The following is a 20,390-nucleotide window of genomic DNA, read 5'->3' on the forward strand; positions in this document are numbered from 1 at the left end:
CCAGAGGACACCCCATGTACGACTCCCTGCACACCAATGACCAGCTGACCGACGACGAGCGCGAACTCGCCTCGATGGTGCGCGACTTCGCCGATGAGGTGGTGTCGCCCCGCAGCTACGAGGCCGACCGCACCCACACGCTGCCTCTGGACGTCGTGGCGCAGATGGGCGAGATGGGGCTGTTCGGGCTCCCGTTCCCCGAGGACGTCGGCGGCCAGGGAGGCGACTACTTCGCCCTCTGCCTCGCGATCGAAGCCCTCGGCCGGGTCGACCAGTCGATGGCCATCACGCTCGAGGCCGGGGTCAGCCTCGGCGCCATGCCGGTCTTCCGCTTCGGCACGGACGCGCAGAAGGCGGACCTGCTGCCCGACCTGCTCGCCGGCCGCTCGCTGGCCGCGTTCGGGCTCACCGAGCCGGAGGCGGGCTCGGATGCCGGCGCGACCCGCACGACCGCGCGCCGAGAGGGTGAGGAGTGGGTGATCAACGGGTCCAAGCAGTTCATCACGAACTCCGGCACCGACATCACGCGCTTCGTGACCGTGACCGCCGTGACCGGCGAAGAGAACGGCCGCAAGCGGATCTCCACGATCATGGTGCCCCACGGCACGCCGGGCTTCACCGTCGAGCAGGCGTACGACAAGGTCGGCTGGAACGCGTCGGACACGCATCCGCTGACATTCCAGGACGCTCGCGTGCCCGTCGGCAACCTGCTGGGAGAGGAGGGCCGCGGATTCGCGAACTTCCTGCACATCCTCGACGAGGGGCGCATCGCGATCGCGGCGCTCGCCACCGGCGCAGCAGAGGGATGCCTTGAAGCGGCCATCGACTACGCGAAGAAGCGCACCGTCTTCGGCGAGGTGCTCTCAAGCCGCCAGCACATCCAGTTCACGATCGCCCGCATGCAGGCCCGCGTGCACAACGCCCGGCTCGCCTGGCACCACGCCGCCCGGCTGCGCGACGCGGGCCGGCCGTTCAAGGTGGAGGCGGCCATCGCGAAGCTCACCTCGAGCGATGCGGCGATGGACAACGCCCGCGACGCCACTCAGATCTTCGGAGGCAACGGCTTCATGAACGAATACCCCGTCGCCCGGCACTATCGCGACTCGAAGATCCTCGAGATCGGCGAGGGCACGAACGAGGTGCAGCTTCTCGTCATCTCGCGCGCGCTCGGCCTGCACGGGTAGCGTGGCGAGCGTGGCGCACAGCGAAGGGCCGGACTCCGGGCGAGAGATCGTGCAGCGCGGGCTGTACTTCGAGGAGTTCGAGGAGGGCGCGCGCTTCGCGCACCGGCCGGGGCGGACCGTCACCGAGGCCGACAACATGCTGTTCTCGGCGCTCACCATGAACACGCAGGCACTGCACCTGGACGCCGCGTACTCCGCGACCCAGCCGTTCGGTCAGCGGCTGATGAACTCCATGTGGACGCTCGCGACGATGGTGGGCGCATCCGTCACGCAGCTGACACAGGGCACGCTCGTGGCGCAGCTCGGCCTGTCCGACATCGCCTTCCCGCATCCCCTGTTCGCCGGCGACACCCTCTACACCGAGACGACGATCGAGTCGAAGCGCCTCTCTTCATCCCGCCCCGGTCAGGGGCTCGTCACGATGCGGCACACCGGCCGCAACCAGGACGGCACCGTCGTGGCCACCGCGACGCGCGTGGCGCTGATGTGGTGCGCGGATGCCCATGCCGACCGTCCGGTCCCCCCTGTCGACCGTCCGGTCCCCGAGCCTGTCGACCGTCCGGTCCCCGAGGCTGTCGACCGTCCGGTCCCCGAGCCTGTCGACCGTCCGGTCCCCGAGCCCGTCGAGGGGTTGGTTCCCGACGCCGACGGTCCGGTCCCCGAGCCTGTCGAGGGGTTGGTTCCCGACGCCGACGGTCCGGTCCCCGAGCCTGTCGAGGGGTCGTCGTGACCGAGTTCACGCTAGGCCCGGCTCTGCTGTTCTGCCCGGCAGACCGGCCCGAGCGCTTCGCGAAGGCGCTCGAACGAGCGGATGCCGTCATCCTCGATCTGGAGGATGCGGTCTCGGCGACGTCCAAGACGGCGGCGCGCGGTGCGGTGATCGAGTCCGACCTCGACCCAGACCGCGTGATCGTGCGGATCAACCCACCGGGTACCGAGGAGTTCGCGTCGGACCTGTCGACCCTCTCGCAGACCGACTATCGCACCGTGATGGTGGCGAAGGCCGAGGGCGTCAAGGTGCTGAAGGCGATCGACCCCCGCTTCTCGCTTATCGCCCTGTGTGAATCGGCACGAGGAGTCGCGGCCGCGGAGAAGCTGGCTGCGAGCCCTCAGGTCACGGCGCTGATGTGGGGCGCGGAGGACCTGGTCGCCTCACTCGGCGGCAGCTCGAGCCGCAAGCCGAACGGCCGCTATCGCGACATCGCGCGGTATGCCCGCTCGCGGGTGCTCCTCGCCGGGGGAGCGCGTGGCAAGGCGGTGATCGATGCCGTGCACCTCGATATCGCCGACACGAAGCGCCTCGCCATCGAGGCCGCCGACGCCGCGGCATCCGGCTTCGCGGCCACCGCGTGCATCCATCCTTCTCAGGTGGACGTGATCCGCGACGCCTACCGGCCGGCGGAGAAGGACCTCACGTGGGCACAGTCCGTCCTCGCCGCCGCGCGAGGCGAGCGAGGCGTCTTCACGTACGGCGGCAGGATGGTCGACGAGCCCGTGCTGCGGCACGCGCGGGCGATGCTGCGGCGCGCGGGCTCCTAGTCCGCGGCACGCCGCTCGAGCCTCTCGTCCACGGCCCGCCTCTCGGCGATGGCGGACGTGACCCGGCCGCGCGTGATCGCCCCACCCTCGCCGCATCGTCGGCGGCGGACTACCCTCGAAGAGATGACGGTCCTGCCCGCCGATTCGCACGTCCACAGCGAGTGGTCCTGGGATTGCGGCTCCGATCCGGCGTCCGCGGGGTCGATGGCCCGCACGTGCGAGCGGGCGGTGCGGATCGGACTGCCGGCCGTGGTGTTCACCGAGCACCTCGACTTCGAGGACGCCTGGCGGGTCGAAGACGGCGACATCGGCGAGCACGCGCAGAAGTATGTCGACGCGACCGGCCATGTGCGACTGCCGCCCTTCGACGCCGACGGCTACCTGGAGGCGATCGATCGCTGCCGCCATCGCCACCCGGGTCTTCGTATCCTCACGGGTGTCGAATTCGGGCAGCCGCACTTGAGAGACGCACAGGCCGCCTCCTTGCTGTCGAGCGGTGTGATCGACCGCGTGAACGGTTCGCTTCACGTGCTCCCGTTCGAGGACGGGAATCGGTCGGAGCCGACCACACTGTTCCGCTACAGGCCGGCAGAGGAGGTGATGCGGGCGTACCTCGAGGAGATCCCGCGGATGGTCGCCGGATCGGATTCGTTCGTGGTGCTCACCCACATCGACTACGCGGTGCGCTACTGGCCGGTCGAGGCCGAGGGTCCGTTCGACCCCCGCAGGTTCGAGGATGACTTCCGGGCTGCGATGCGTGCGCTCGCGGACTCCGGCCGCGTGCTGGAGATGAACACCCGGCGCCTGTGGCCGTGGCTTCCGCAGTGGTGGAGGGAAGAGGGCGGGCGAGCCGTCTCCTTCGGCAGCGATGCGCACGGGGCCGACGGTCTCGCAGCCGGCTTCCCGGAGGCGACGGCGATGCTCGAGTGGTTCGGATTCCGAGCGGGGTCACGCCCGGAGGACTTCTGGACCCGGTGACGCCGCTCGGAGGCTAGAGGACCGCGCCCGCGTACGACACCAGCCGGATGCTGTGCCGTTCCACGACGAAGCGGTGCAGGGAGCCGTTGCCCAGTCGTTCGCCCGGAAGGGGAAGGCTGTCGCCGCTCGCGTGGCGGATCAGCTCGCTGATCAGGGCCCCGTGCGACACGGCGATCACCGCGACGGGACTCGGGGCGGTGTCGTGCCGCACATCGCGGACGACGCGCCGAGCGGCTCGTACCGCTCTGCGGCGCAGGGCGCTGCGGGACTCGGCGCCCGGGATGCTGTCGCGGTCCCACCCGCCGAAGCGCTCCCCGAACTCCTCGACGAGCACGCCCTCGGCCTCGCCGTACGCGCGTTCGCGAAGTTCCTGGTAGAGCCGCGGGGCGGGGAGACCGAGCTCGGTGGCGATGATCTCCGCTGTCTCGCGGGCCCTCGACAGGTCGCTCGCGACGATCACCGGGGCGGGGCCGCCTTCGGCCTCCAGGTCGTGGCGGATGGCGGCGGCGGCAACCAGCGCCTGCTCCCGACCCGTGTCGTTGAGGGGGACATCCGTCGATCCCTGGATACGCCGCGCCAGGTTCCAGTCGGTCTGGCCGTGGCGCACGAGGGTCAGCAGGGTCACCATCCGAGCCTAGGGGGCTTCAGCTGGGAAGAGCCTCGGCCAGGGTCCGGAGCACCTCGCTCGTGCCGGCATCGACCTTCACGGTCGCACGGGCGTCGGCGCGGGTCTCGCCCCTGTTCACGATGACCACGGGGATCCTGCGGCGGCGGGCGCGCTCGACGAGCCGGATGCCGGAGTTGACCACCAGCGACGATCCGGCGATGAGGAGGGCATCGCTGCTCCGCACGAGCGCTTCGGCCTCACGGAATTTCTCGAGCGGGATGAACTCGCCGAAGAACACGACATCCGGCTTCAGCATCCCGCCGCAGACGGTGCACGCGGGAACGAGGAAGCCGTCCGTGCTCTCGGGCAGCACGTCGCCGTCGGGCGCCAGGCGGATGTTCGCGGGCACGGAGATCCAGGGGTTGTCGGCCTCGACGCGCGCGGCGATGTCGCGCCGGTCGAACACCTGGCCGCAGTGGGTGCAGAAGACCCGGCGCATGGTGCCGTGCAGTTCCACCACACGGCTGCTGCCGGCTCGCAGGTGCAGCCCGTCGACGTTCTGCGTGATCACGCCCGTGGCGATGCGGCGTGACTCCAGCGTCGCCAGGGCCTCGTGCCCCGCGTTGGGGGAGGCGGCAGAGAAGGCGTTCCACCCGAGGTGGCTGCCGACCCAGTACCGCCGCCGCGCCGCCTCGTCGGCGAGGAACTGCTGGGCCGTCATGGGGGTGCGCACCGGGGCGCCCTGACCGCGGTAGTCCGGGATGCCGGAGTCCGTCGAGATGCCCGCGCCGGTCAGCACGGCGACGCGCCGTCCGGCGAGCGTGGCGATGGCGCGATCGACCATGGCGGTCGCTTCAGCGTCGAGCTGTGGAACGGTCGCCACTCGATTCGCCTCCTCTCGCGGTGGGGCGAGTCTACGTGCCGGGCTTTTCCGGGATGTTACGGGCCATCCGGGATCTGAGGCGTAGCGGCCCGGTGCGGGGGAGTGCCCGATGCGGGGGAGTGCCCGATGCGACAGAGTGGAGTCGAGCGGAGCGGAAGGGAGCGTCGATGCGCGTCATCCCGGTCGGCGACCCCCAGGATCCGCTGCTGCGCGACTATCGCGACCTGACCGACATCGCGCTCCGGCGTGTGCTGGAGCCGGAGGGCGGGCTCTACATCGCGGAGTCGGCGAAGGTGATCGCGCGGGCGCTCGCGGCGGGGCACCGGCCGCGATCTGTGCTCGTGCAGGGGAAGTGGCTGGCGGATGTCGAGCCGCTTCTGGCCGACGACACTCCCGTGTTCGTGGTCGCGCCCGAGGTCGCCGAGGCGCTGACGGGGTATGCCGTGCATCGGGGAGCCCTTGCCGCGATGCATCGCCCTCCGCTGCCGTCCGTCGCGGACATCGTCGCAGACGCTCGGCTCGTCGTCGTGCTCGAGGACATGGTCGACCACACGAACGTCGGCGCGATCTTCCGCGCCGCCGCCGGTCTCGGCGCCGATGCGGTGCTGGTCACCCCGCGGTGCGCCGATCCGCTCTACCGCCGCAGCGTCCGGGTCAGCATGGGCACCGTATTCCAGGTTCCGTGGACGCGTCTGCCGGACTGGGGGCAGGCGCGCGACATCCTGCACGCCGCGGATCTTCACATCGCGGCGCTCGCCCTCGCCGACGGGGCGGTGCCGTTGGACGAGTTCGCGGCGGCCGCGCATGAGCGGGTCGCGGTGGTGTTCGGCGCCGAGGGTGACGGACTCACCTCGCGCGCCCTCGAAGCGGCGGACTCGATCGTCACGATCCCGATGGCGGGCGGCGTCGACTCGCTCAACGTCGCGGCCGCGAGCGCCGTCGCGCTGTGGGCGCTCCGGCGCTGAGCAGCCGGGCAGTCCTCGCGCCGAGAACGGCACCGGCGTTACCATGGCCGCGTCTCGCGCTCCTGCGGGCCGCAGCGGAAGGAAAGCGTCATGCAAAGGGTCACCGTCGACTTCATCATCTCGCTGGACGGATACGGGGCGGCGGAAGGCTGGCCCGGCTTCTGGGGCATGGAAGGTCCGGAATACCTCGGCTGGCTCGACACGTCGCCCGAGAAGGACGACATCGTCCTGATGGGGGCCAACACGTACCGGCTGATGTCCGGCTTCGCCGAGACGGGCGAGGAAGGGGGGATGGGGGAGCTGACCGCCGCAACGAAGGTCGTGTTCTCATCGACTCTCGAGGCGCCGCTCTCGTGGGCGAACACAGAGCTCGTGACAGAAGACGCCGTGGAGGCGGTGCGTTCGATGAAGGAGTCCGCCGACCGGCCCATGCGCACCCTCGGCAGCGTCTCACTCTGCCGCGATCTGCTCCGCGCCGGTCTCGTCGACCGCTACCGGGTCGTTCTCTTCCCGGTGATCACGGGCGCCACGGGGACGGACCGGATCTTCGACGGGTACCCGGATGTGCGCCTCGAGCTTGTACAGAGCCGCCTGTTCGACGGCAGACTGCAGCTGCTCGAATACGTGCCGACGCCGCTCGACGGACCTCCCGACCTCGCCGGGCACGCCTAGGCGCGTCCCCGATATGCCGCTCTGACCTGAGCGACGTACGAAAACCGCCGCCTCCTCCCTCTTGCACATCGAGTTGCAACCCCGTATGGGCGGGTTTGCCTCGACGAGTTCGGGAAGGCGAACGCCATGCTGATCGATCCATGTGACGCGAGAACGTGGACCGTCCTGAGTCAAGCCTCGCCAGCCGAACGTCGGCTCCTGGCGCTCGTCTGCTGGCTCACCGGGCACATCCGCGCGGATCGAAGCGTCAGGCCTTCTCGCCGGGCTCTGCCGCGGCATCCGCACCCGGCGCCAGAGTGATGATCGGCAGCGGCTCCGGCCGTTTCGCCGTGACGTGATCCCCCGACGACTCATGCCGCAGGCGTCGCAGCACCCAGGGCATCAGGTGCGAGCGAGCCCACACGAGGTCGCTCGCCCGGGCCTGCCGCCACTTCGTCAGGGGCAGGGGGTCGGGCTGCATCGGCTGCAGGTCGTTCGGCACGTTGAGCGCCCGCAGCACCATGCGCGCGACCTCGTGGTGGCCCAGGGGATTGAGGTGCAGGCGATCCGGGTCGAAGAAGCGCATGTCCTGGACCTCCTTCAGCGCCCACATGTCCGCGACGATGCAGTCGTAGCGCTCGGCGACGGCGCGGATGTTCTCGTTGTAGATCGCCACCTTTCCCCGGATCCCGCGGAACACCGGCGTGAAGTACGTGTCGATTCCCGTGAAGACGACCACGGTGGCGCCGTCGCGGCGCAGCCGCACGACGGCATCCTCGAACTGGTTCGCGACCGCATCCGGGTCACTCCCGGGCCGGATCACGTCGTTGCCGCCGGCGGAGAACGTGACGAGATCGGGCTTCAGCGCGAGCGCCGGCTCGATCTGGTCGGCCACGATCTGAGCGATCAGCCTGCCCCGCACCGCCAGGTTCGCGTAGGCGAAATCGTCGACCTGCAGGGCGAGCACCTCGGCGACGCGGTCGGCCCATCCGCGATGCCCGTCGGGAAGGCTCGGCTCCGGATCGCCGATCCCCTCCGTGAAGGAGTCGCCGATCGCAACCAAGCGCCGCCAGGGGTGCGGCGCCGGGTTGGCGGGCGGGTGATCCGCCTCAATGCTGGACATGTCGCTCCTCGTTCGTGACCCCCGCCGTCGACACTAGCGCGGGACGTCGACATGCCTCTGTCGGCCACCTCGTCTATGGTGGACCCTCGTGTGTCGCGCGGCGCACGGGTACGGAAGGGGGCGCGCATGACGGATGTCGAGGCCGCCCCGCATCTCGGCTCCTTCGCCGCCGAGCACCTGTCGCCTTCCTACCCGCAGCGAGCCCCGTGGGGCACCGCGGAGCGGCTCCGGGCGTGGCAGGCCGAGGCGCTCGACCTCTACTTCGGCATGGACGGGCCTGACGGCGTGGGGTCAGGGCCACGGGACTTCCTTGCCGCCGCCACACCGGGCGCCGGAAAGACGACGTTCGCCCTGCGCCTGGCGACCGAGCTCATCCGGCGCCGGGTGATCGACCGCATCGTCGTCGTGGCACCGACCGAGCACCTGAAGACGCAGTGGGCGGATGCCGCGGCCAGGGTCGGCATCCGGCTCGATCCGGCGTTCAGCAACCGGTACTCCGCGCCTGCCCGGCACTTCCACGGCGTGGCCGTGACCTACGCGCAGGTGGCGACGAAGGCGTCGGTGCACGAGCGGCTGATCCTCGAGCAGCGCACGCTCGTGATCCTCGACGAGGTGCACCACGGCGGTGACGCGCTCAGCTGGGGCGACGCGCTCCGCGTGGCCTATGCCCGGGCGACGCGCCGCCTGCTCCTCTCCGGAACCCCGTTCCGCAGCGACACGGCGCCGATCCCGTTCGTGGAGTACCTCCCCGACGAGCACGGCATCCGGGTCTCCCGCACGGACTACTCCTACGGCTATGCGCGGGCCCTCGCGGACGGCGTCGTGCGCCCGGTGCTCTTCCACGTGTACGCCGGCAAGATGCGCTGGCGCACGCGAGCGGGCGATGAATTGGAGGCGCACCTCGGCCAGGACAACACGAAGGATGTGAACGCGCAGGCGTGGCGCACGGCACTCGATCCGGCGGGGGAGTGGATGCCGGCGGTGCTTCGCTCGGCCGATCAGAGGCTCACCCAGATCCGGGAGCATGTGCCGGATGCCGGCGGCCTCGTCATCGCCACCGACCAGACCAGCGCGCGGGCCTACGCCGAGCTGCTGCGCGGCATCACGGGCGAGCGTCCGACCGTCGTGCTGTCCGATGAGGCCGAGGCCTCCGCCCGCATCGAGAAGTTCGGGTCCTCGACCTCGCGCTGGATGGTGGCGGTCCGCATGGTGTCGGAGGGGGTCGACGTCCCGCGCCTCGCGGTCGGCGTCTACGCGACCTCCGCCTCCACGCCGCTCTTCTTCGCCCAGGCCATCGGCCGGTTCGTGCGTGCGCGGCGGCGAGGTGAGGCCGCGAGCATCTTCCTGCCCAACGTGCCGACGCTGCTGGCCCTCGCGGGCGAGCTGGAGCGACAGCGCGACCACGCCCTCGATCGCGGCGAGAAGGACGACGACGGGCTCGACGACGACCTGCTCGAGTCGGAGAATCGCGAGGAGAAGGCGTCGGACTCCCTGACCGAGGAGTTCACCTACCAGGCCATCTCCTCGCTCGCGCACTTCGATCGGGTCGTGTTCGAGGGCAAGGAGTTCGGTCAGCTCGCGGAACCGGGCACCGAGGAGGAACTGGAGTTCATCGGGCTTCCGGGCCTGCTCGAACCCGAGCACGTGCACGACCTGCTGATGCAGCGTCAAGCTCGGCAGTCCCGCCACCGGCACTCGAGGGAGCAGCGGGAGGCGCAGAATCCGGATGCCGCGGCATCCACTCTCCCCGTTGCCTTGCACCGCACGCTGAAAGAGCAGCGGCAGCTCCTGAACAGCCTCGTCGGTCTGTACGCACGCCAGACGAACGAGCCGCACGGTGCCGTGCACGCCGAGCTCCGCCGCGTGTGCGGCGGGCCGGCGGTCGCGCAGGCGACGGTCGCACAGCTGCAGGCCCGGATCGACGTGCTGCGCGCGCGCGTCCGTTCGTAGGCCTGCCGCCCCGTTCAACCGCCTCTGGACGCCTGGCGCCCTACGCCCGCCGCCCGGCGCCGGTCGTGCGCCGGCCGCTGCACCCCTGCCGCTTCGGGGGTCCGAAATACTGACAATCCCCGTCTCGAGGCGGGCGGCAAGCGAAGGCGTCGGTAGCGTGGAGACGTCCCCCCTCGTGCCCGCCTGTCTCCGGAGGCCCCTATGAGCGCGCCCGCAGCACCCACCGCAGCCGATCGCCGGCGGTGGGCGCGCTATCTCGTCAACGAGCGCGCCGAGGCGCGCCTCTACCGGGAACTGGCCGCCCGCAAGTCCGGCGAGGATCGCGAGATCCTCCTCGAGCTCGCGGCTGCCGAGGGCAGGCATGAGAAGCACTGGCTCACGCTCCTCGACGGGGAGCCGGCCCGGCTCCCGCAGCCCGACCTGGGCACCAGGACCCTCGCCTGGATGGCTCGTCACTTCGGCACCATCTTCGTGCTCGCTCTCGCACAGCAGGCCGAGGGGCGCTCGCCGTACGAGAAGGACGACGCGGCCACCGACACGATGCGCGCCGACGAGAAGATCCACCACGAGGTGGTACGCGGACTCGCGGCGCGCGGGCGCCGGCGCCTGTCCGGCACCTTCCGGGCCGCGGTCTTCGGCGCGAACGACGGCCTCGTCAGCAACCTCGCGCTCGTGCTCGGCATCGGAGCGACCGGTGTCGCGCCCCAGTTCGTCCTGTTCAGCGGCATCGCGGGTCTCCTTGCCGGTGCCCTCTCCATGGGGGCGGGGGAGTTCGTGTCGGTGCGGTCGCAGCGGGAGCTGCTCGCCGCGACGGAGCCGAACGGATACGCCGACGACGTGCTGCCCGACCTCGACCTCGACGCCAACGAACTGGCCCTCGTCTACCGGACGAGGGGTATGGACAGCGACGAGGCCCTCGCACGGGCCCGTCTCGTCGTCGAAGCGGCCCGAGCGGGCGCGTCGCCCGCTGCCGCGCACGACGGCCCGGACGGGCACGACGTTGTCGGCGGCGCCTGGGGCGCGGCCGTCTCGAGCTTCCTCTTCTTCGCTTCCGGGGCGATCATCCCGGTGCTTCCATGGATCTTCGGACTGTCCGGAGTCGCCGCCGTCGTCGTCGCGCTGGTGCTTGTCGGCATCGCGCTGCTCGCCACCGGCGCGATGGTCGGGCTGCTCTCGGGCGGCCCGCCACTGCGACGGGCGCTCCGCCAGTTGATGATCGGCTACGGCGCGGCCGCGATCACCTACGCCCTCGGTCTGCTGTTCGGCGTCTCGATGGGCTGATCCGCGACACCACGTGGTGTGGATGCCGCGACCCCGGTCCTGCTCGTGTCTAGGTCAGCTCACGGCAGACGTCGATGGTCCGTCCCGATGACCCGGTGATCGTGAAGTCATTGGTGGCTGTCGACGTATAGGTCACGCGGCCCACGTACAGCGTCGTGCTGGGCCCGGCCGGGACATCGGTGGGGAAGAGGATCACCAGGGTGTGACCGGTGCTGGTCACGGTGGAGGATCCGTCGGGATTGAGAACGGTCCGGGTGGCGAATCCGTTGCTCCGGGAGGAGAGCGCAGCTCCGGTGTCGACGTTGGTGAAGGTCAGGCCGAATCCCTTCCCAGCCGTGAGCGTGCGCACGACGTTGCCCTCGCGGTCGGTGAATTCCCGCTCGACCATGTTTCCACCGGAGGTGATGTTCAGCCCGAGCTCGAAGCTGCAGGCTTGACCGGCGGGGAATTGCGCGTCATACGGTTCGGCGGCCAGCGCCGCCGACGGCAGAGCGGCGACGCTGAACGCCGCCGCGAGGAGTGCTGCGACACCGAGCCGGCGTCGCGAGGCGATGAACATGAGAGCCTCCCGGGATAGGGCGGTACGTTCCACGTTCGGGCGGTCGGGTGGGCGAAACGGCGCAACGACCCAGGGCGTCGAGATACCGCGATTGAGACACCAGGATCCCACTGGGCGACACGCACCTCAATGGGCGAGACGGAAGAAGGCCCCCTACCGGGGGCCTTCTTCACGAATGTGCGCGAGGGGGGACTTGAACCCCCACGCCCTTTCGGGCACTAGCACCTCAAGCTAGCGCGTCTACCTATTCCGCCACCCGCGCAAGGGTGTCTCGGCTGTTCCCAACCGAAGAACGACATTATCACGTTTCGGGTGGGCGACCGAACGCAGGTAGCCTGGTGCGCATGCCCGCCGAACCGCACTCCGACGAGACGCGCGCAGCGGCATCCACCGACCTTCCCGAGGTGGCGCGCATCGCTGCGGACCTCATCCGGTTCGACACCAGCAATTACGGCGGCGGCAACGCGAAGGGCGAGCGGGAAGCGGCCGAGTACGTCGGCGCGTACCTCGAGAGCATCGGCCTGAAGCCGGAGTACTTCGAGCCGATCCCGCGGCGCACCAACGTGATGGCGCGCGTGGCGGGTCGCAATCCCGACAAGCCCGCGCTCATCCTGCACGGGCATCTGGATGTGGTTCCGGCGGCTGCGGAGTCGTGGAGCGTGGATCCCTTCGAGGGCGTCGTGCGCGACGGCCTGCTCTGGGGCCGTGGCGCCGTCGACATGAAGAACATGGATGCCATGATCCTCACCGCCGTGGCGGACATCCTCCGCGCGGGCGAACAGCCCGAGCGGGACATCATCCTGGCCTTCTTCGCCGACGAGGAGAACGGCGGCGTCGAAGGCTCGGCCCTCGTCGTGAGGCAGCGTCCCGAGTGGTTCGAGGGAGCCACGGAGGCGATCAGCGAGGTCGGCGGCTACTCCATCTCGGTCGGCGACCGTCGGGCCTATCTCCTGCAGGTCGGAGAGAAGGCCCTGGTCTGGATCCGGCTCCGCGCCCGCGGACGCGCGGGTCACGGCAGCCGCCTGCATCCCGACAACGCGATCACGCGACTGGCCGAAGCCGTCGCGGCGCTCGGCCGCACCGAGTGGCCGGTGAGCCTGACGACCACCACCGAGGCGCTGCTGGCCGGCCTGAAGGATGTCAGCGGGTCGAACGACGACGATCCGGACGCCCTCGCGGAAACCACGGGCGCCGCAGAGGCGTTCATCCGCTCGACGTTCCGCACCACGACGAATCCCACCGTGCTGACCGCCGGCTACAAGCACAACGTCATCCCCGACACCGCCGAGGCCCTCATCGACGTGCGCACCCTCCCGGGCACCGAAGACGCGGCGCTCGCCGACATCCAGCGGATCGTGGGCGATGACATCGAGATCGAGATCGTCGTCCGCGACATCGGCCTCGAGGTGCCTTACGAGGGATCGCTCGTCGATGCGATGGTCGCCTCGCTCGGTCGCCACGACCCGGGCATCCCCGTCATCCCATACCTGCTCGGGGCGGGCACCGACAACAAGGCGCTCTCCACTCTGGGCATCACCGGCTACGGCTTCGCGCCCCTGCGCCTGCCGGCCGATCTCGATTTCACGGGTATGTTCCATGGTGTGGACGAACGCGTGCCCATCGACGCGCTCGTCTTCGGACAGCGCGTGCTGACCGACCTGCTGCGAAGCTACTGACCCCCCGGATGCCGCGAGCGCGGCATCCAGATCACCCCTCGCACCGTCGCGTCCAACCGAAAGGCGCCGTCCATGCAGTTGATCGAAGCGATCATCCTCGGCCTCGTGCAGGGCCTCACCGAGTTTCTGCCCATCTCATCCAGCGCACACCTGCGCATCATCGGCGAGTTCCTGCCGTCCGCGCAGGATCCGGGCGCCACGTTCACCGCCATCACGCAGCTCGGCACCGAGACGGCGGTGCTCGTGTACTTCTGGGGAACGATCACCCGCGTGATCAAGGCGTGGTTCCAGGCGCTGGGCGGCAAGATCCCCCGCAACGACCCGGACGCCCGCATGGGCTGGCTGATCATCATCGGCACGATCCCCATCGGCGTGCTGGGCTTCCTCTTCCAGGACGTCATCCGCGGTGCCTTCCGCAACCTGTGGCTCGTCGCGGTCGTCATGATCGTGTTCGGCCTTCTGCTCGGCGCGGCCGACCGCTACGGCAAGCGAACGCGCGAGCTTCCCGACCTGACCTACCCGCACGGCCTGGGCCTCGGCTTCGCGCAGGCGTTGGCACTCATCCCCGGCGTCTCCCGCTCCGGGGCCACCACGACGCTCGGACTGGCGCTGGGCTACACGCGTCCGGCCGCCGCGGAGTACGCCTTCCTGCTCGCGGTGCCCGCCGTCTTCGGCAGCGGCCTGTACGAGCTCATCCAGAGCTTCGAGGAGCAGGGCGGCCCGTACGGGCCGATCGACACCGCCGTCGCGACGGGCGTCGCCTTCGCGGTCGGCCTCGGCGTGATCGCGTTCCTGATGCAGTACCTCAAGCGCGGCAGCTTCCTGCCGTTCGTGATCTACCGGCTGGCTCTGGGCGTTCTGCTGATCGTGCTGCTGAGCACCGGGGTGCTCCAGCCGTACTGATACCCGCAGCCAGACGGTCCCTGAGCCTGCCGAAGGGTCAACGGCGCGGGTCGTCGCGACCGGGCTTGGACGGCCCGTCGCCGCCGCGGCGGAGGTAGCGCTCGAACTCCTGGGCGATCGCATCCCCGGAGGCCTCCGGCGAGTCCCACGTGTCGCGGGTGCGCTCCAGCTGGCGGATGTACTCGGTCATCTCCTCGTCGTCAGCCGCTGCCGCGTCGATCGATGCCTCCCACGCGGCCGACTGCGTGGCCAGTTCCCCCCGGCTCACCTCGGCTCCCGTGATGTCCTCGAGGCGGTCGAGCAGGGCGAGCGTCGCCTTCGGAGAGGGGGTGTGCCCGGCGACGTAGTGCGGCACGCTCGCCCAGAGGCTGGCGGAGGGGATGCCGGCCTGCTCGGCCGAGTGCGCCAGCACGCTCAGGATGCCGACCGGGCCTTCGTAGGTGCTGCGCTCGAGCCGGAGCTCATCCCGCACCCGTTCGTTGTCGCTGCCGGCGAAGATCGAGATCGGGCGGGTGTGCGGCACGTCGGACATCATGGATCCGAGCGCGACGAAGCCCGTGATGTCCTCGCGGAGGGCGACGTCGACGAACTCCGTGGAGAACGCCTGCCACGCGCGAGCGGGCTCCACGCCCGTCAGCAGCCAGAGCTGAACACCGCGACTCGGCTTGACCGGTCGCAGCAGCGTCGCCTCGGGCCAGCGCAGCTCGCGGTTGCCCTCCCCGTCGATCGCGACGGTGGGTCGCGTGTACTGGTAGTCGAAGTAGAGCTCCGGGTCGACGGAGAACACCGGCTCGTACGAGCCCTCGTCGCGAAGCTGCGCCACCGCTGAGGAGGCCGCCTCGCCGGCGTCGTTCCAGCCGTCGAACGCGGCCACGATCACCCTGCGTCCCAGTCCGTCCACCACACCTCCAGCGCCCGCCGCGCGGGTTCCCTCCAGGATAGGCGCACGGTCTCCGGAGCGGGCGGCGGCATCCCGCCCGGTAACCTGATGAAGTGACAGCGCCCCTTCCTCCGCGCGCCGTGCTGTGGGACATGGACGGCACGCTCGTCGACACCGAGCCGTACTGGATGGCGGCGGAGTACCCCCTCGTAGAGGGCTTCGGGGGCACGTGGTCGCACGAACAGGGCCTCCAGCTCGTCGGGCTGGGGCTCGAGGACTCGGCGCGGATCTTCCAGAGCGCCGGCGTGCGGATGGGCGTGCACGACATCATCGAGACCCTGACCGACAGCGTGCTGCGTCGGGTGGCTGCGGACGGGGTTCCGTTCCGTCCCGGCGCGCGCGAGCTGCTCCAGGACCTCAAGATGGCAGGCATCCCGACCGCGCTCGTCACGATGTCGGTGCGTCGCATGGCGCAGAGCATCATCGAGCTGATCGACTTCCCGGCGTTCGACGTGGTCATCGCCGGCGATGAGTCCACGCGTCCGAAGCCCTTCCCCGACCCCTATCTGCAGGCCTGCGCCGCGCTCGGCGTCGACCCGAGCGAGACCGTGGCGATCGAGGACTCCCCGAACGGCATCCGCTCGGCCGTCGCATCCGGCGCGGTGACCCTCGGCGTGCCGCACATGGTCTCGCTGCAGGGTGCCGGCGCCGCCGGCCTCTGGCCAAGCCTCGACGGGCGCACCGTCGACGACATCGCGCAGTTCCATGCCGCGCACACAGGAGCGAAGAGATGACGGATGTCGACACCCGCCCGAGCGGACCCTTTCGGCTCGGCGATCGCGTGCAGCTGACCGGACCCAAGAACCGGCTGCACACCGTGACGCTGCGACCGGGCGGCGAGCTGCACACCCATCACGGCGTCCTCAAGCACGAGGCTCTCGTCGGGCTTCCCGACGGATCCGTGGTCCCCAACAGCGCTGGTCACGAGTACCTCGCCCTGCGGCCTCTTCTGCGCGACTTCGTGATGTCGATGCCGCGCGGGGCCGCGATCATCTACCCGAAGGATGCCGCGCAGATCCTCGCGCAGGCCGATGTGTTCCCCGGTGCCACCGTCGTGGAGGCGGGTGTCGGCTCGGGCGCGCTGGCACTGTGGCTGCTGCGGGCCATCGGCCCCGAGGGGCGCCTCGTCTCGTTCGAGCGACGCGAGGAGTTCGCTGATGTCGCGAGGGCGAACGTCGAGACGTTCCTGGGAGAAGCGCCCCCATCATGGGAGGTGGTGGTGGGAGACCTGGTCGAGGAGCTGCCGGATCACGTGGCGGCCGGAAGCGTCGACCGCATCGTGCTCGACATGCTGGCGCCGTGGGAGTGCATCGACGCGGTCGCGGATGCCCTGACGCCTGGGGGAGTGGTGCTCTGCTATATCGCGACGGCCACGCAGCTGTCCCGTGTCGCGGAGTACATCCGCGGCACAGGCCTGTTCACCGAGCCCGATGCCAGCGAGACCATGGTGCGCGGCTGGCACGTCGAGGGACTCGCCGTGCGGCCGGATCACCGGATGGTGGCGCATACCGGATTCCTGCTCACGGCCCGGCGCCTGGCGCCGGGGTCGGTGCTGCCGGAGGTCAAGCGCCGCGCGTCGAAGTCCAGCTACGGAGACCAGGACGTCGAGCTCTGGACGCCTGGGGCCGTCGGTGACCGCGACATCACCGACAAGAACCTCCGCAAGCGCGTCCGCGAGGCGCAGCGCGCCGCGGACGGCGCTCGCCTCGCGGCATCCGCTCCCCCCGCAGACGACTCCCGCTCACAGCCGCAGATCGCGCCGGAGCCGACCGAATAGACTGAAGCGCGTGCGTAGAATCCCCGCTGTCCTGGCCGTCTCGGCGCTCGCCGCTCTGACCCTCGCCGGGTGCTCCTCGTCCGGTTCCGCGAGCCCGGACGGATGCACCCGACCGGCCTCGGACGGGGCCGCGGCCGATCTCGTCACGGTCTCCGGTGACACGGACTCCGCTCCGGAGGTCGACGCATACACGCCGCTGAAGGCCAAGTCCACCACGTTCGCCGACATCGAGACGGGCACCGGCGCCGCCATCACCGAGGACGGCCAGCTCGTCGTGCTCGATCTGACCATCGTCAACGGCACCGACGGCGAGACGCTCTTCCAGACGGCCTACGACGGCTCGAATGCCCAGGTCGTCCCGCTGTCGGACTGGACCGGGGCGGTCCCGGGGCTGGGCGACGCGCTGGAGTGCGCCACCGAGGGGTCCCGGGTTGTCGCCGTCATCGCCCCCGATGACATCGACGCCGGCGCAGCGTCCACGATCGGCCTGGCGGAGGGCGACTCCGCCGTAGCCGTGGTCGACGTGCGCAAGGTCTACCTTCCCAAGGCCGACGGCAGAGACCAGTTCGTCGAAGGCCGGGGGCTGCCCACGGTCGTTCGTGCGGCCGATGGCACGCCCGGGATCATGATCCCGGATGCCGCCCCGCCGGACGAGGTCGTCGTGCAGGTGCTCAAGAAGGGCGACGGCGAGGTCGTCACCGGCGATGACCCCGTGCGCGTCCACTACACCGGTGTCACGTGGGCGGAGAAGGAGGTCTTCGACAGCTCCTGGGGCAAGGAGCCCGTATCGCTCACGGTCGAGGGAGTCGTCGAGGGCTTCGGGCAGGCGCTCGAGGGTCAGACGGTCGGTTCGCAGATCCTCGTGGTGATCCCGCCGGAGGCCGGCTACGGCGACCAGGCGCAGGGCAGCATCCCGGCGAATTCGACGCTGGTGTTCGTGATCGACATTCTCGGCATCGACGCCGCCCCCGCGCAATAGTCAAGGGGGCCGGAACCGGCGCGAGGCCCGTCCTAGGATGGGGTCGTGCCCACCAAGATCCCTCCTGAGGAGCGCCTGCTGAGCCTCACGGTCGCCCTGATGGCGAGCCGTTACGGGCTCACCAAGGAGCAGGTCCTCTCGAGCGTCTCCGGGTACCGCGAGAAGCGATCGGAAGGTGCCAGCGCCGACGCCCTCGAGAAGATGTTCGAGCGCGACAAGGACGAGCTCCGCCGCCTCGGCGTGCCGATCCAGACCCTCGGCGACAACGCCGACCCGGACGACCTGCGCGAGGCGCGCTATCTCATCCCGAAGACCGACTACGTGCTGCCCGAGGACATCGTGTTCACTCCCGCCGAGGTCGCCGTGCTGAATCTCGCAGGGGCGGTGTGGAGCCAGAGCTCGATGTCGACCGATGCGCGGAGCGCGCTCCGCAAGATCCGCTCGCTCGGCATCGACGTCGATGAGCCCATCATCGGCTACGCGCCGCGCGTGAGCCTCCGCGATCCCTCGTTCGCCGCCCTGCAGACGGCGCACGAGCAGTCGCGCGTCGTGCGGTTCTCCTACGTCAAGCCCGGCGACGACGCGCCTCGGGTGCGCCGCGTGGCCCCGCTGGCCCTGATCGAGTTCGAGGGCCGGTGGCACGTGTTCGGCATCGACCTCGACATCGAGGAGGAACGCACCTTCCTGCTGACCCGCATCGTCGGGCCGGTCGAGGTGACGAGGGAGACCTTCGACCCCTCGCTCCGGGAGGGCGCTGGGACCCGTGCCGAGGAGGGGCTGCAGGATGTCGCCCGCCGCAACATCGCGGTGCTCGAGGTGCGCCCGGACACCGAGGCCGCGCTGCGCCTGCGGCGGGGGACCGTCGACGGCGCCACCGTGCACGTCCCCTTCGTCGACGTGCACGTGCTCGCCGACGAACTGGCCTCGTACGGTCCCGAGGTGCGCGTGCTCGAGCCCGCCGGCCTGCGCCACGAGGTCATCGCGCGGCTCCGGCGCACCATCGATGCCCACGCCGCTGCCCACACCATCGGAGGTGCCCCGTGAACGGTCAGAGGCCGGCGCTGCTCACGTCCGACCGCGTCTCGATCGTCATGACCCTGGTGCCCTATCTGATCGAGAAGGGGCCGGTGCCGGTCGCCAAAGCGGCGGCCGACTTCGATGTCTCGCCGCAGGTCATGCGCAAGATGGCCGAGGGTCTCACGCTGATCGGCCTCCCGAGCGGCATGGACAACGACCTCTTCGGGATCGACTGGGACCTGCTCGACGAGCACGACGAGCTCGCCCTCGACCTCGACCACATCGTCGCCTTCGAGCGCGCCCCTCGCCTGACATCCCGTGAGGCCGCGGCCCTGCTCGCGGGACTTCAGCTCGCGCAGTCCCTTCCGGGCGTCGCGAGCCGGGGCGTCGTGGCCGGGCTCATCGCCAAGCTCGCGCGCGGCGCCGGCGCGCCGCCCGCCGAGCTGGTGCTCACCGCCGACCCGGTCGACGAGGTGCGGGAGGCGGTCATGGATGCCCTCGACCGGGGCGTCGCCGTGTCGTTCACCTACCGGCGGCCGGATGCGGCGTCGGCGACGACGCGCACCGTCGACCCCGTGCGGGTGCTGATCAACGACGCGCAGTGGTACCTGCGTGGCTGGTGCCACATGCGGCAGGACATCCGCACGTTCCATCTCGATCGCGTCAGCGACCTCGTCGTCACCGACATCCCGTCCGGCCGGCACGATGACCCGGAGACCCAGGTCTTCTCGGGAGACGGGGGAGACCTCGAGATCCGCGTGACCTACCCGAACCACCTGGCACCGCTGCTCGGGCAGTATCTCGATCACGCGGTGGTCGAGCAGGGCGCGGGGCGTTCGTCCGCAACACTCCGCGTCGCGGACGAGCAGGCGCTGAAGCGCCTCGCCGCGCGACGAGGCGGAGCGGTGGTCATCGAAGAGCCGGAGGCGGCCAGAGTCGCCGCCGTCGAGTGGGCAGAGGCCGGGCTCGCGCAGTATTCATAGACCGTACACAGGGCTGCAACGGCGGCGGCGCCGGGGCGGAGCGTTAGACTGTCGGTACGCCCGCGAAAGGAAACGACCATGTGGCAAGGACTCACCGGATGGCACCTTCTGATCGTCCTGGCGGTCATCCTGCTGCTCTTCGGCGCAGCGAAGCTTCCCGCTCTGGCCAAGAGCATGGGTCAGTCCGCGCGCGTCTTCAAGGGCGAGATGAAGGCGATGAAAGAGGATGACGCGACGACCGCCCAGTCCGTAGAGGCACCCGCGACTCCCAGCGCGACGGGAACGCCGACGCCCGGGTCGCCCGTGCGCGCGCCCGCCGACTCGTCCGGCGGAACCGCCGAATCCAAGCAGTAGGGTGGCCGTGGCCACGGCCAACCCCCTAGGCGTGCCTCAGC

20 protein-coding genes, 1 tRNA gene and 1 pseudogene are annotated in these 20,390 nt (G+C 70.3%); 16 read left to right on the forward strand and 6 right to left on the reverse strand.

What is annotated here, in order from left to right; translation table 11 throughout:
- Positions 1 to 14: 14 nt before the first annotated feature.
- The 4 genes and pseudogenes from ACLQ2Q_RS03965 to ACLQ2Q_RS03980 all read left to right on the forward strand — a co-directional run bounded on the left by ACLQ2Q_RS03965 (position 15) and on the right by ACLQ2Q_RS03980 (position 3,701).
- Positions 15 to 1,184 carry an acyl-CoA dehydrogenase family protein gene (locus tag ACLQ2Q_RS03965; RefSeq protein ID WP_425818150.1) on the forward strand — a complete coding sequence of 390 codons (1,170 nt, stop codon included), beginning with the start codon at positions 15 to 17 and terminating at the stop codon, positions 1,182 to 1,184.
- 10 nt (positions 1,185 to 1,194) lie between these two features.
- A pseudogene (locus tag ACLQ2Q_RS03970) lies at positions 1,195 to 1,692 on the forward strand (MaoC family dehydratase); the annotation flags it as partial.
- A 218-nt stretch (positions 1,693 to 1,910) separates the two neighbouring features.
- Positions 1,911 to 2,723, forward strand: a complete 813-nt coding sequence (locus ACLQ2Q_RS03975) for an HpcH/HpaI aldolase/citrate lyase family protein (RefSeq protein ID WP_425818152.1) — start codon at positions 1,911 to 1,913, stop codon at positions 2,721 to 2,723.
- A 123-nt stretch (positions 2,724 to 2,846) separates the two neighbouring features.
- Entirely contained in the window at positions 2,847 to 3,701 is an 855-nt protein-coding gene (locus ACLQ2Q_RS03980) for a PHP domain-containing protein (protein ID WP_425818154.1), read from the forward strand.
- A gap of 13 nt (positions 3,702 to 3,714) precedes the next feature.
- Here the strand turns inward: ACLQ2Q_RS03980 and ACLQ2Q_RS03985 are convergent, their stop codons facing one another.
- The gene (locus ACLQ2Q_RS03985; RefSeq protein WP_425818156.1) at positions 3,715 to 4,326 is read right to left on the reverse strand and encodes a histidine phosphatase family protein; all 612 of its coding nucleotides are present in this window, start codon (positions 4,324 to 4,326) and stop codon (positions 3,715 to 3,717) included.
- A 19-nt stretch (positions 4,327 to 4,345) separates the two neighbouring features.
- Positions 4,346 to 5,152: a Sir2 family NAD-dependent protein deacetylase gene (locus tag ACLQ2Q_RS03990; RefSeq protein WP_425818629.1), complete on the reverse strand. Its 807-nt coding sequence runs from the start codon at positions 5,150 to 5,152 to the stop codon at positions 4,346 to 4,348.
- A 206-nt stretch (positions 5,153 to 5,358) separates the two neighbouring features.
- Here ACLQ2Q_RS03990 and ACLQ2Q_RS03995 point away from each other — a divergent pair, with 206 nt between their 5' ends.
- Positions 5,359 to 6,156, forward strand: coding sequence for a TrmH family RNA methyltransferase (locus ACLQ2Q_RS03995; RefSeq protein ID WP_425818158.1), 798 nt, complete (start codon positions 5,359 to 5,361; stop codon positions 6,154 to 6,156).
- Between the two features lie 90 nt (positions 6,157 to 6,246).
- Positions 6,247 to 6,828: a dihydrofolate reductase family protein gene (locus tag ACLQ2Q_RS04000; RefSeq protein WP_425818160.1), complete on the forward strand. Its 582-nt coding sequence runs from the start codon at positions 6,247 to 6,249 to the stop codon at positions 6,826 to 6,828.
- Positions 6,829 to 7,075: 247 nt separating this feature from the next.
- Here the strand turns inward: ACLQ2Q_RS04000 and ACLQ2Q_RS04005 are convergent, their stop codons facing one another.
- Positions 7,076 to 7,930 carry an SGNH/GDSL hydrolase family protein gene (locus ACLQ2Q_RS04005; protein ID WP_425818162.1) on the reverse strand — a complete coding sequence of 285 codons (855 nt, stop codon included), beginning with the start codon at positions 7,928 to 7,930 and terminating at the stop codon, positions 7,076 to 7,078.
- 126 nt (positions 7,931 to 8,056) lie between these two features.
- Here ACLQ2Q_RS04005 and ACLQ2Q_RS04010 point away from each other — a divergent pair, with 126 nt between their 5' ends.
- Complete coding sequence (locus ACLQ2Q_RS04010; protein ID WP_425818164.1) at positions 8,057 to 9,880, forward strand: DEAD/DEAH box helicase; 1,824 nt, start codon at positions 8,057 to 8,059, stop codon at positions 9,878 to 9,880.
- 201 nt (positions 9,881 to 10,081) lie between these two features.
- Positions 10,082 to 11,161 (forward strand): VIT1/CCC1 transporter family protein, encoded by a 1,080-nt coding sequence (locus ACLQ2Q_RS04015; RefSeq protein WP_425818166.1) that lies wholly within the window; start codon positions 10,082 to 10,084, stop codon positions 11,159 to 11,161.
- Positions 11,162 to 11,210: 49 nt separating this feature from the next.
- Here ACLQ2Q_RS04015 and ACLQ2Q_RS04020 read toward each other — a convergent pair whose 3' ends face one another.
- Together ACLQ2Q_RS04020 and ACLQ2Q_RS04025 are read right to left on the reverse strand one after the other, a co-directional pair.
- Positions 11,211 to 11,720, reverse strand: a complete 510-nt coding sequence (locus tag ACLQ2Q_RS04020; protein ID WP_425818168.1) for a hypothetical protein — start codon at positions 11,718 to 11,720, stop codon at positions 11,211 to 11,213.
- A 178-nt stretch (positions 11,721 to 11,898) separates the two neighbouring features.
- Positions 11,899 to 11,982: transfer RNA gene (locus ACLQ2Q_RS04025), tRNA-Leu, on the reverse strand.
- A gap of 82 nt (positions 11,983 to 12,064) precedes the next feature.
- On the opposite strand from ACLQ2Q_RS04025, the gene ACLQ2Q_RS04030 reads away from it, so the two are divergent.
- Complete coding sequence (locus tag ACLQ2Q_RS04030; RefSeq protein WP_425818170.1) at positions 12,065 to 13,396, forward strand: M20/M25/M40 family metallo-hydrolase; 1,332 nt, start codon at positions 12,065 to 12,067, stop codon at positions 13,394 to 13,396.
- 72 nt (positions 13,397 to 13,468) lie between these two features.
- On the forward strand, positions 13,469 to 14,299 hold the full coding sequence (locus ACLQ2Q_RS04035) for an undecaprenyl-diphosphate phosphatase (RefSeq protein ID WP_425818172.1): 831 nt from the start codon (positions 13,469 to 13,471) through the stop codon (positions 14,297 to 14,299).
- Positions 14,300 to 14,336: 37 nt separating this feature from the next.
- Here the strand turns inward: ACLQ2Q_RS04035 and ACLQ2Q_RS04040 are convergent, their stop codons facing one another.
- The gene (locus tag ACLQ2Q_RS04040; protein ID WP_425818174.1) at positions 14,337 to 15,200 is read right to left on the reverse strand and encodes a PAC2 family protein; all 864 of its coding nucleotides are present in this window, start codon (positions 15,198 to 15,200) and stop codon (positions 14,337 to 14,339) included.
- 92 nt (positions 15,201 to 15,292) lie between these two features.
- Here ACLQ2Q_RS04040 and ACLQ2Q_RS04045 point away from each other — a divergent pair, with 92 nt between their 5' ends.
- The 6 genes from ACLQ2Q_RS04045 (at position 15,293) to tatA (ending at position 20,349) form a co-directional block, all read left to right on the forward strand.
- On the forward strand, positions 15,293 to 15,973 hold the full coding sequence (locus tag ACLQ2Q_RS04045; protein WP_425818176.1) for an HAD family hydrolase: 681 nt from the start codon (positions 15,293 to 15,295) through the stop codon (positions 15,971 to 15,973).
- Positions 15,970 to 17,016 (forward strand): tRNA (adenine-N1)-methyltransferase, encoded by a 1,047-nt coding sequence (locus ACLQ2Q_RS04050; protein WP_425818178.1) that lies wholly within the window; start codon positions 15,970 to 15,972, stop codon positions 17,014 to 17,016. The genes ACLQ2Q_RS04045 and ACLQ2Q_RS04050 overlap by 4 nt, the downstream gene beginning before the upstream one ends.
- Positions 17,017 to 17,026: 10 nt before the next feature.
- Positions 17,027 to 17,995, forward strand: a complete 969-nt coding sequence (locus ACLQ2Q_RS04055) for an FKBP-type peptidyl-prolyl cis-trans isomerase (protein WP_425818180.1) — start codon at positions 17,027 to 17,029, stop codon at positions 17,993 to 17,995.
- A 45-nt stretch (positions 17,996 to 18,040) separates the two neighbouring features.
- Positions 18,041 to 19,039, forward strand: a complete 999-nt coding sequence (locus tag ACLQ2Q_RS04060) for a helix-turn-helix transcriptional regulator (RefSeq protein ID WP_425818182.1) — start codon at positions 18,041 to 18,043, stop codon at positions 19,037 to 19,039.
- Positions 19,036 to 19,995 (forward strand): helix-turn-helix transcriptional regulator, encoded by a 960-nt coding sequence (locus ACLQ2Q_RS04065; protein WP_425818184.1) that lies wholly within the window; start codon positions 19,036 to 19,038, stop codon positions 19,993 to 19,995. The genes ACLQ2Q_RS04060 and ACLQ2Q_RS04065 overlap by 4 nt, the downstream gene beginning before the upstream one ends.
- A 78-nt stretch (positions 19,996 to 20,073) precedes the next feature.
- Positions 20,074 to 20,349, forward strand: a complete 276-nt coding sequence (tatA, locus tag ACLQ2Q_RS04070) for a Sec-independent protein translocase subunit TatA (RefSeq protein ID WP_425818187.1) — start codon at positions 20,074 to 20,076, stop codon at positions 20,347 to 20,349.
- Positions 20,350 to 20,390: the final 41 nt, after the last annotated feature.

This window comes from Microbacterium sp. DT81.1 (assembly GCF_049844955.1).
Taxonomy (GTDB): domain Bacteria; phylum Actinomycetota; class Actinomycetes; order Actinomycetales; family Microbacteriaceae; genus Microbacterium.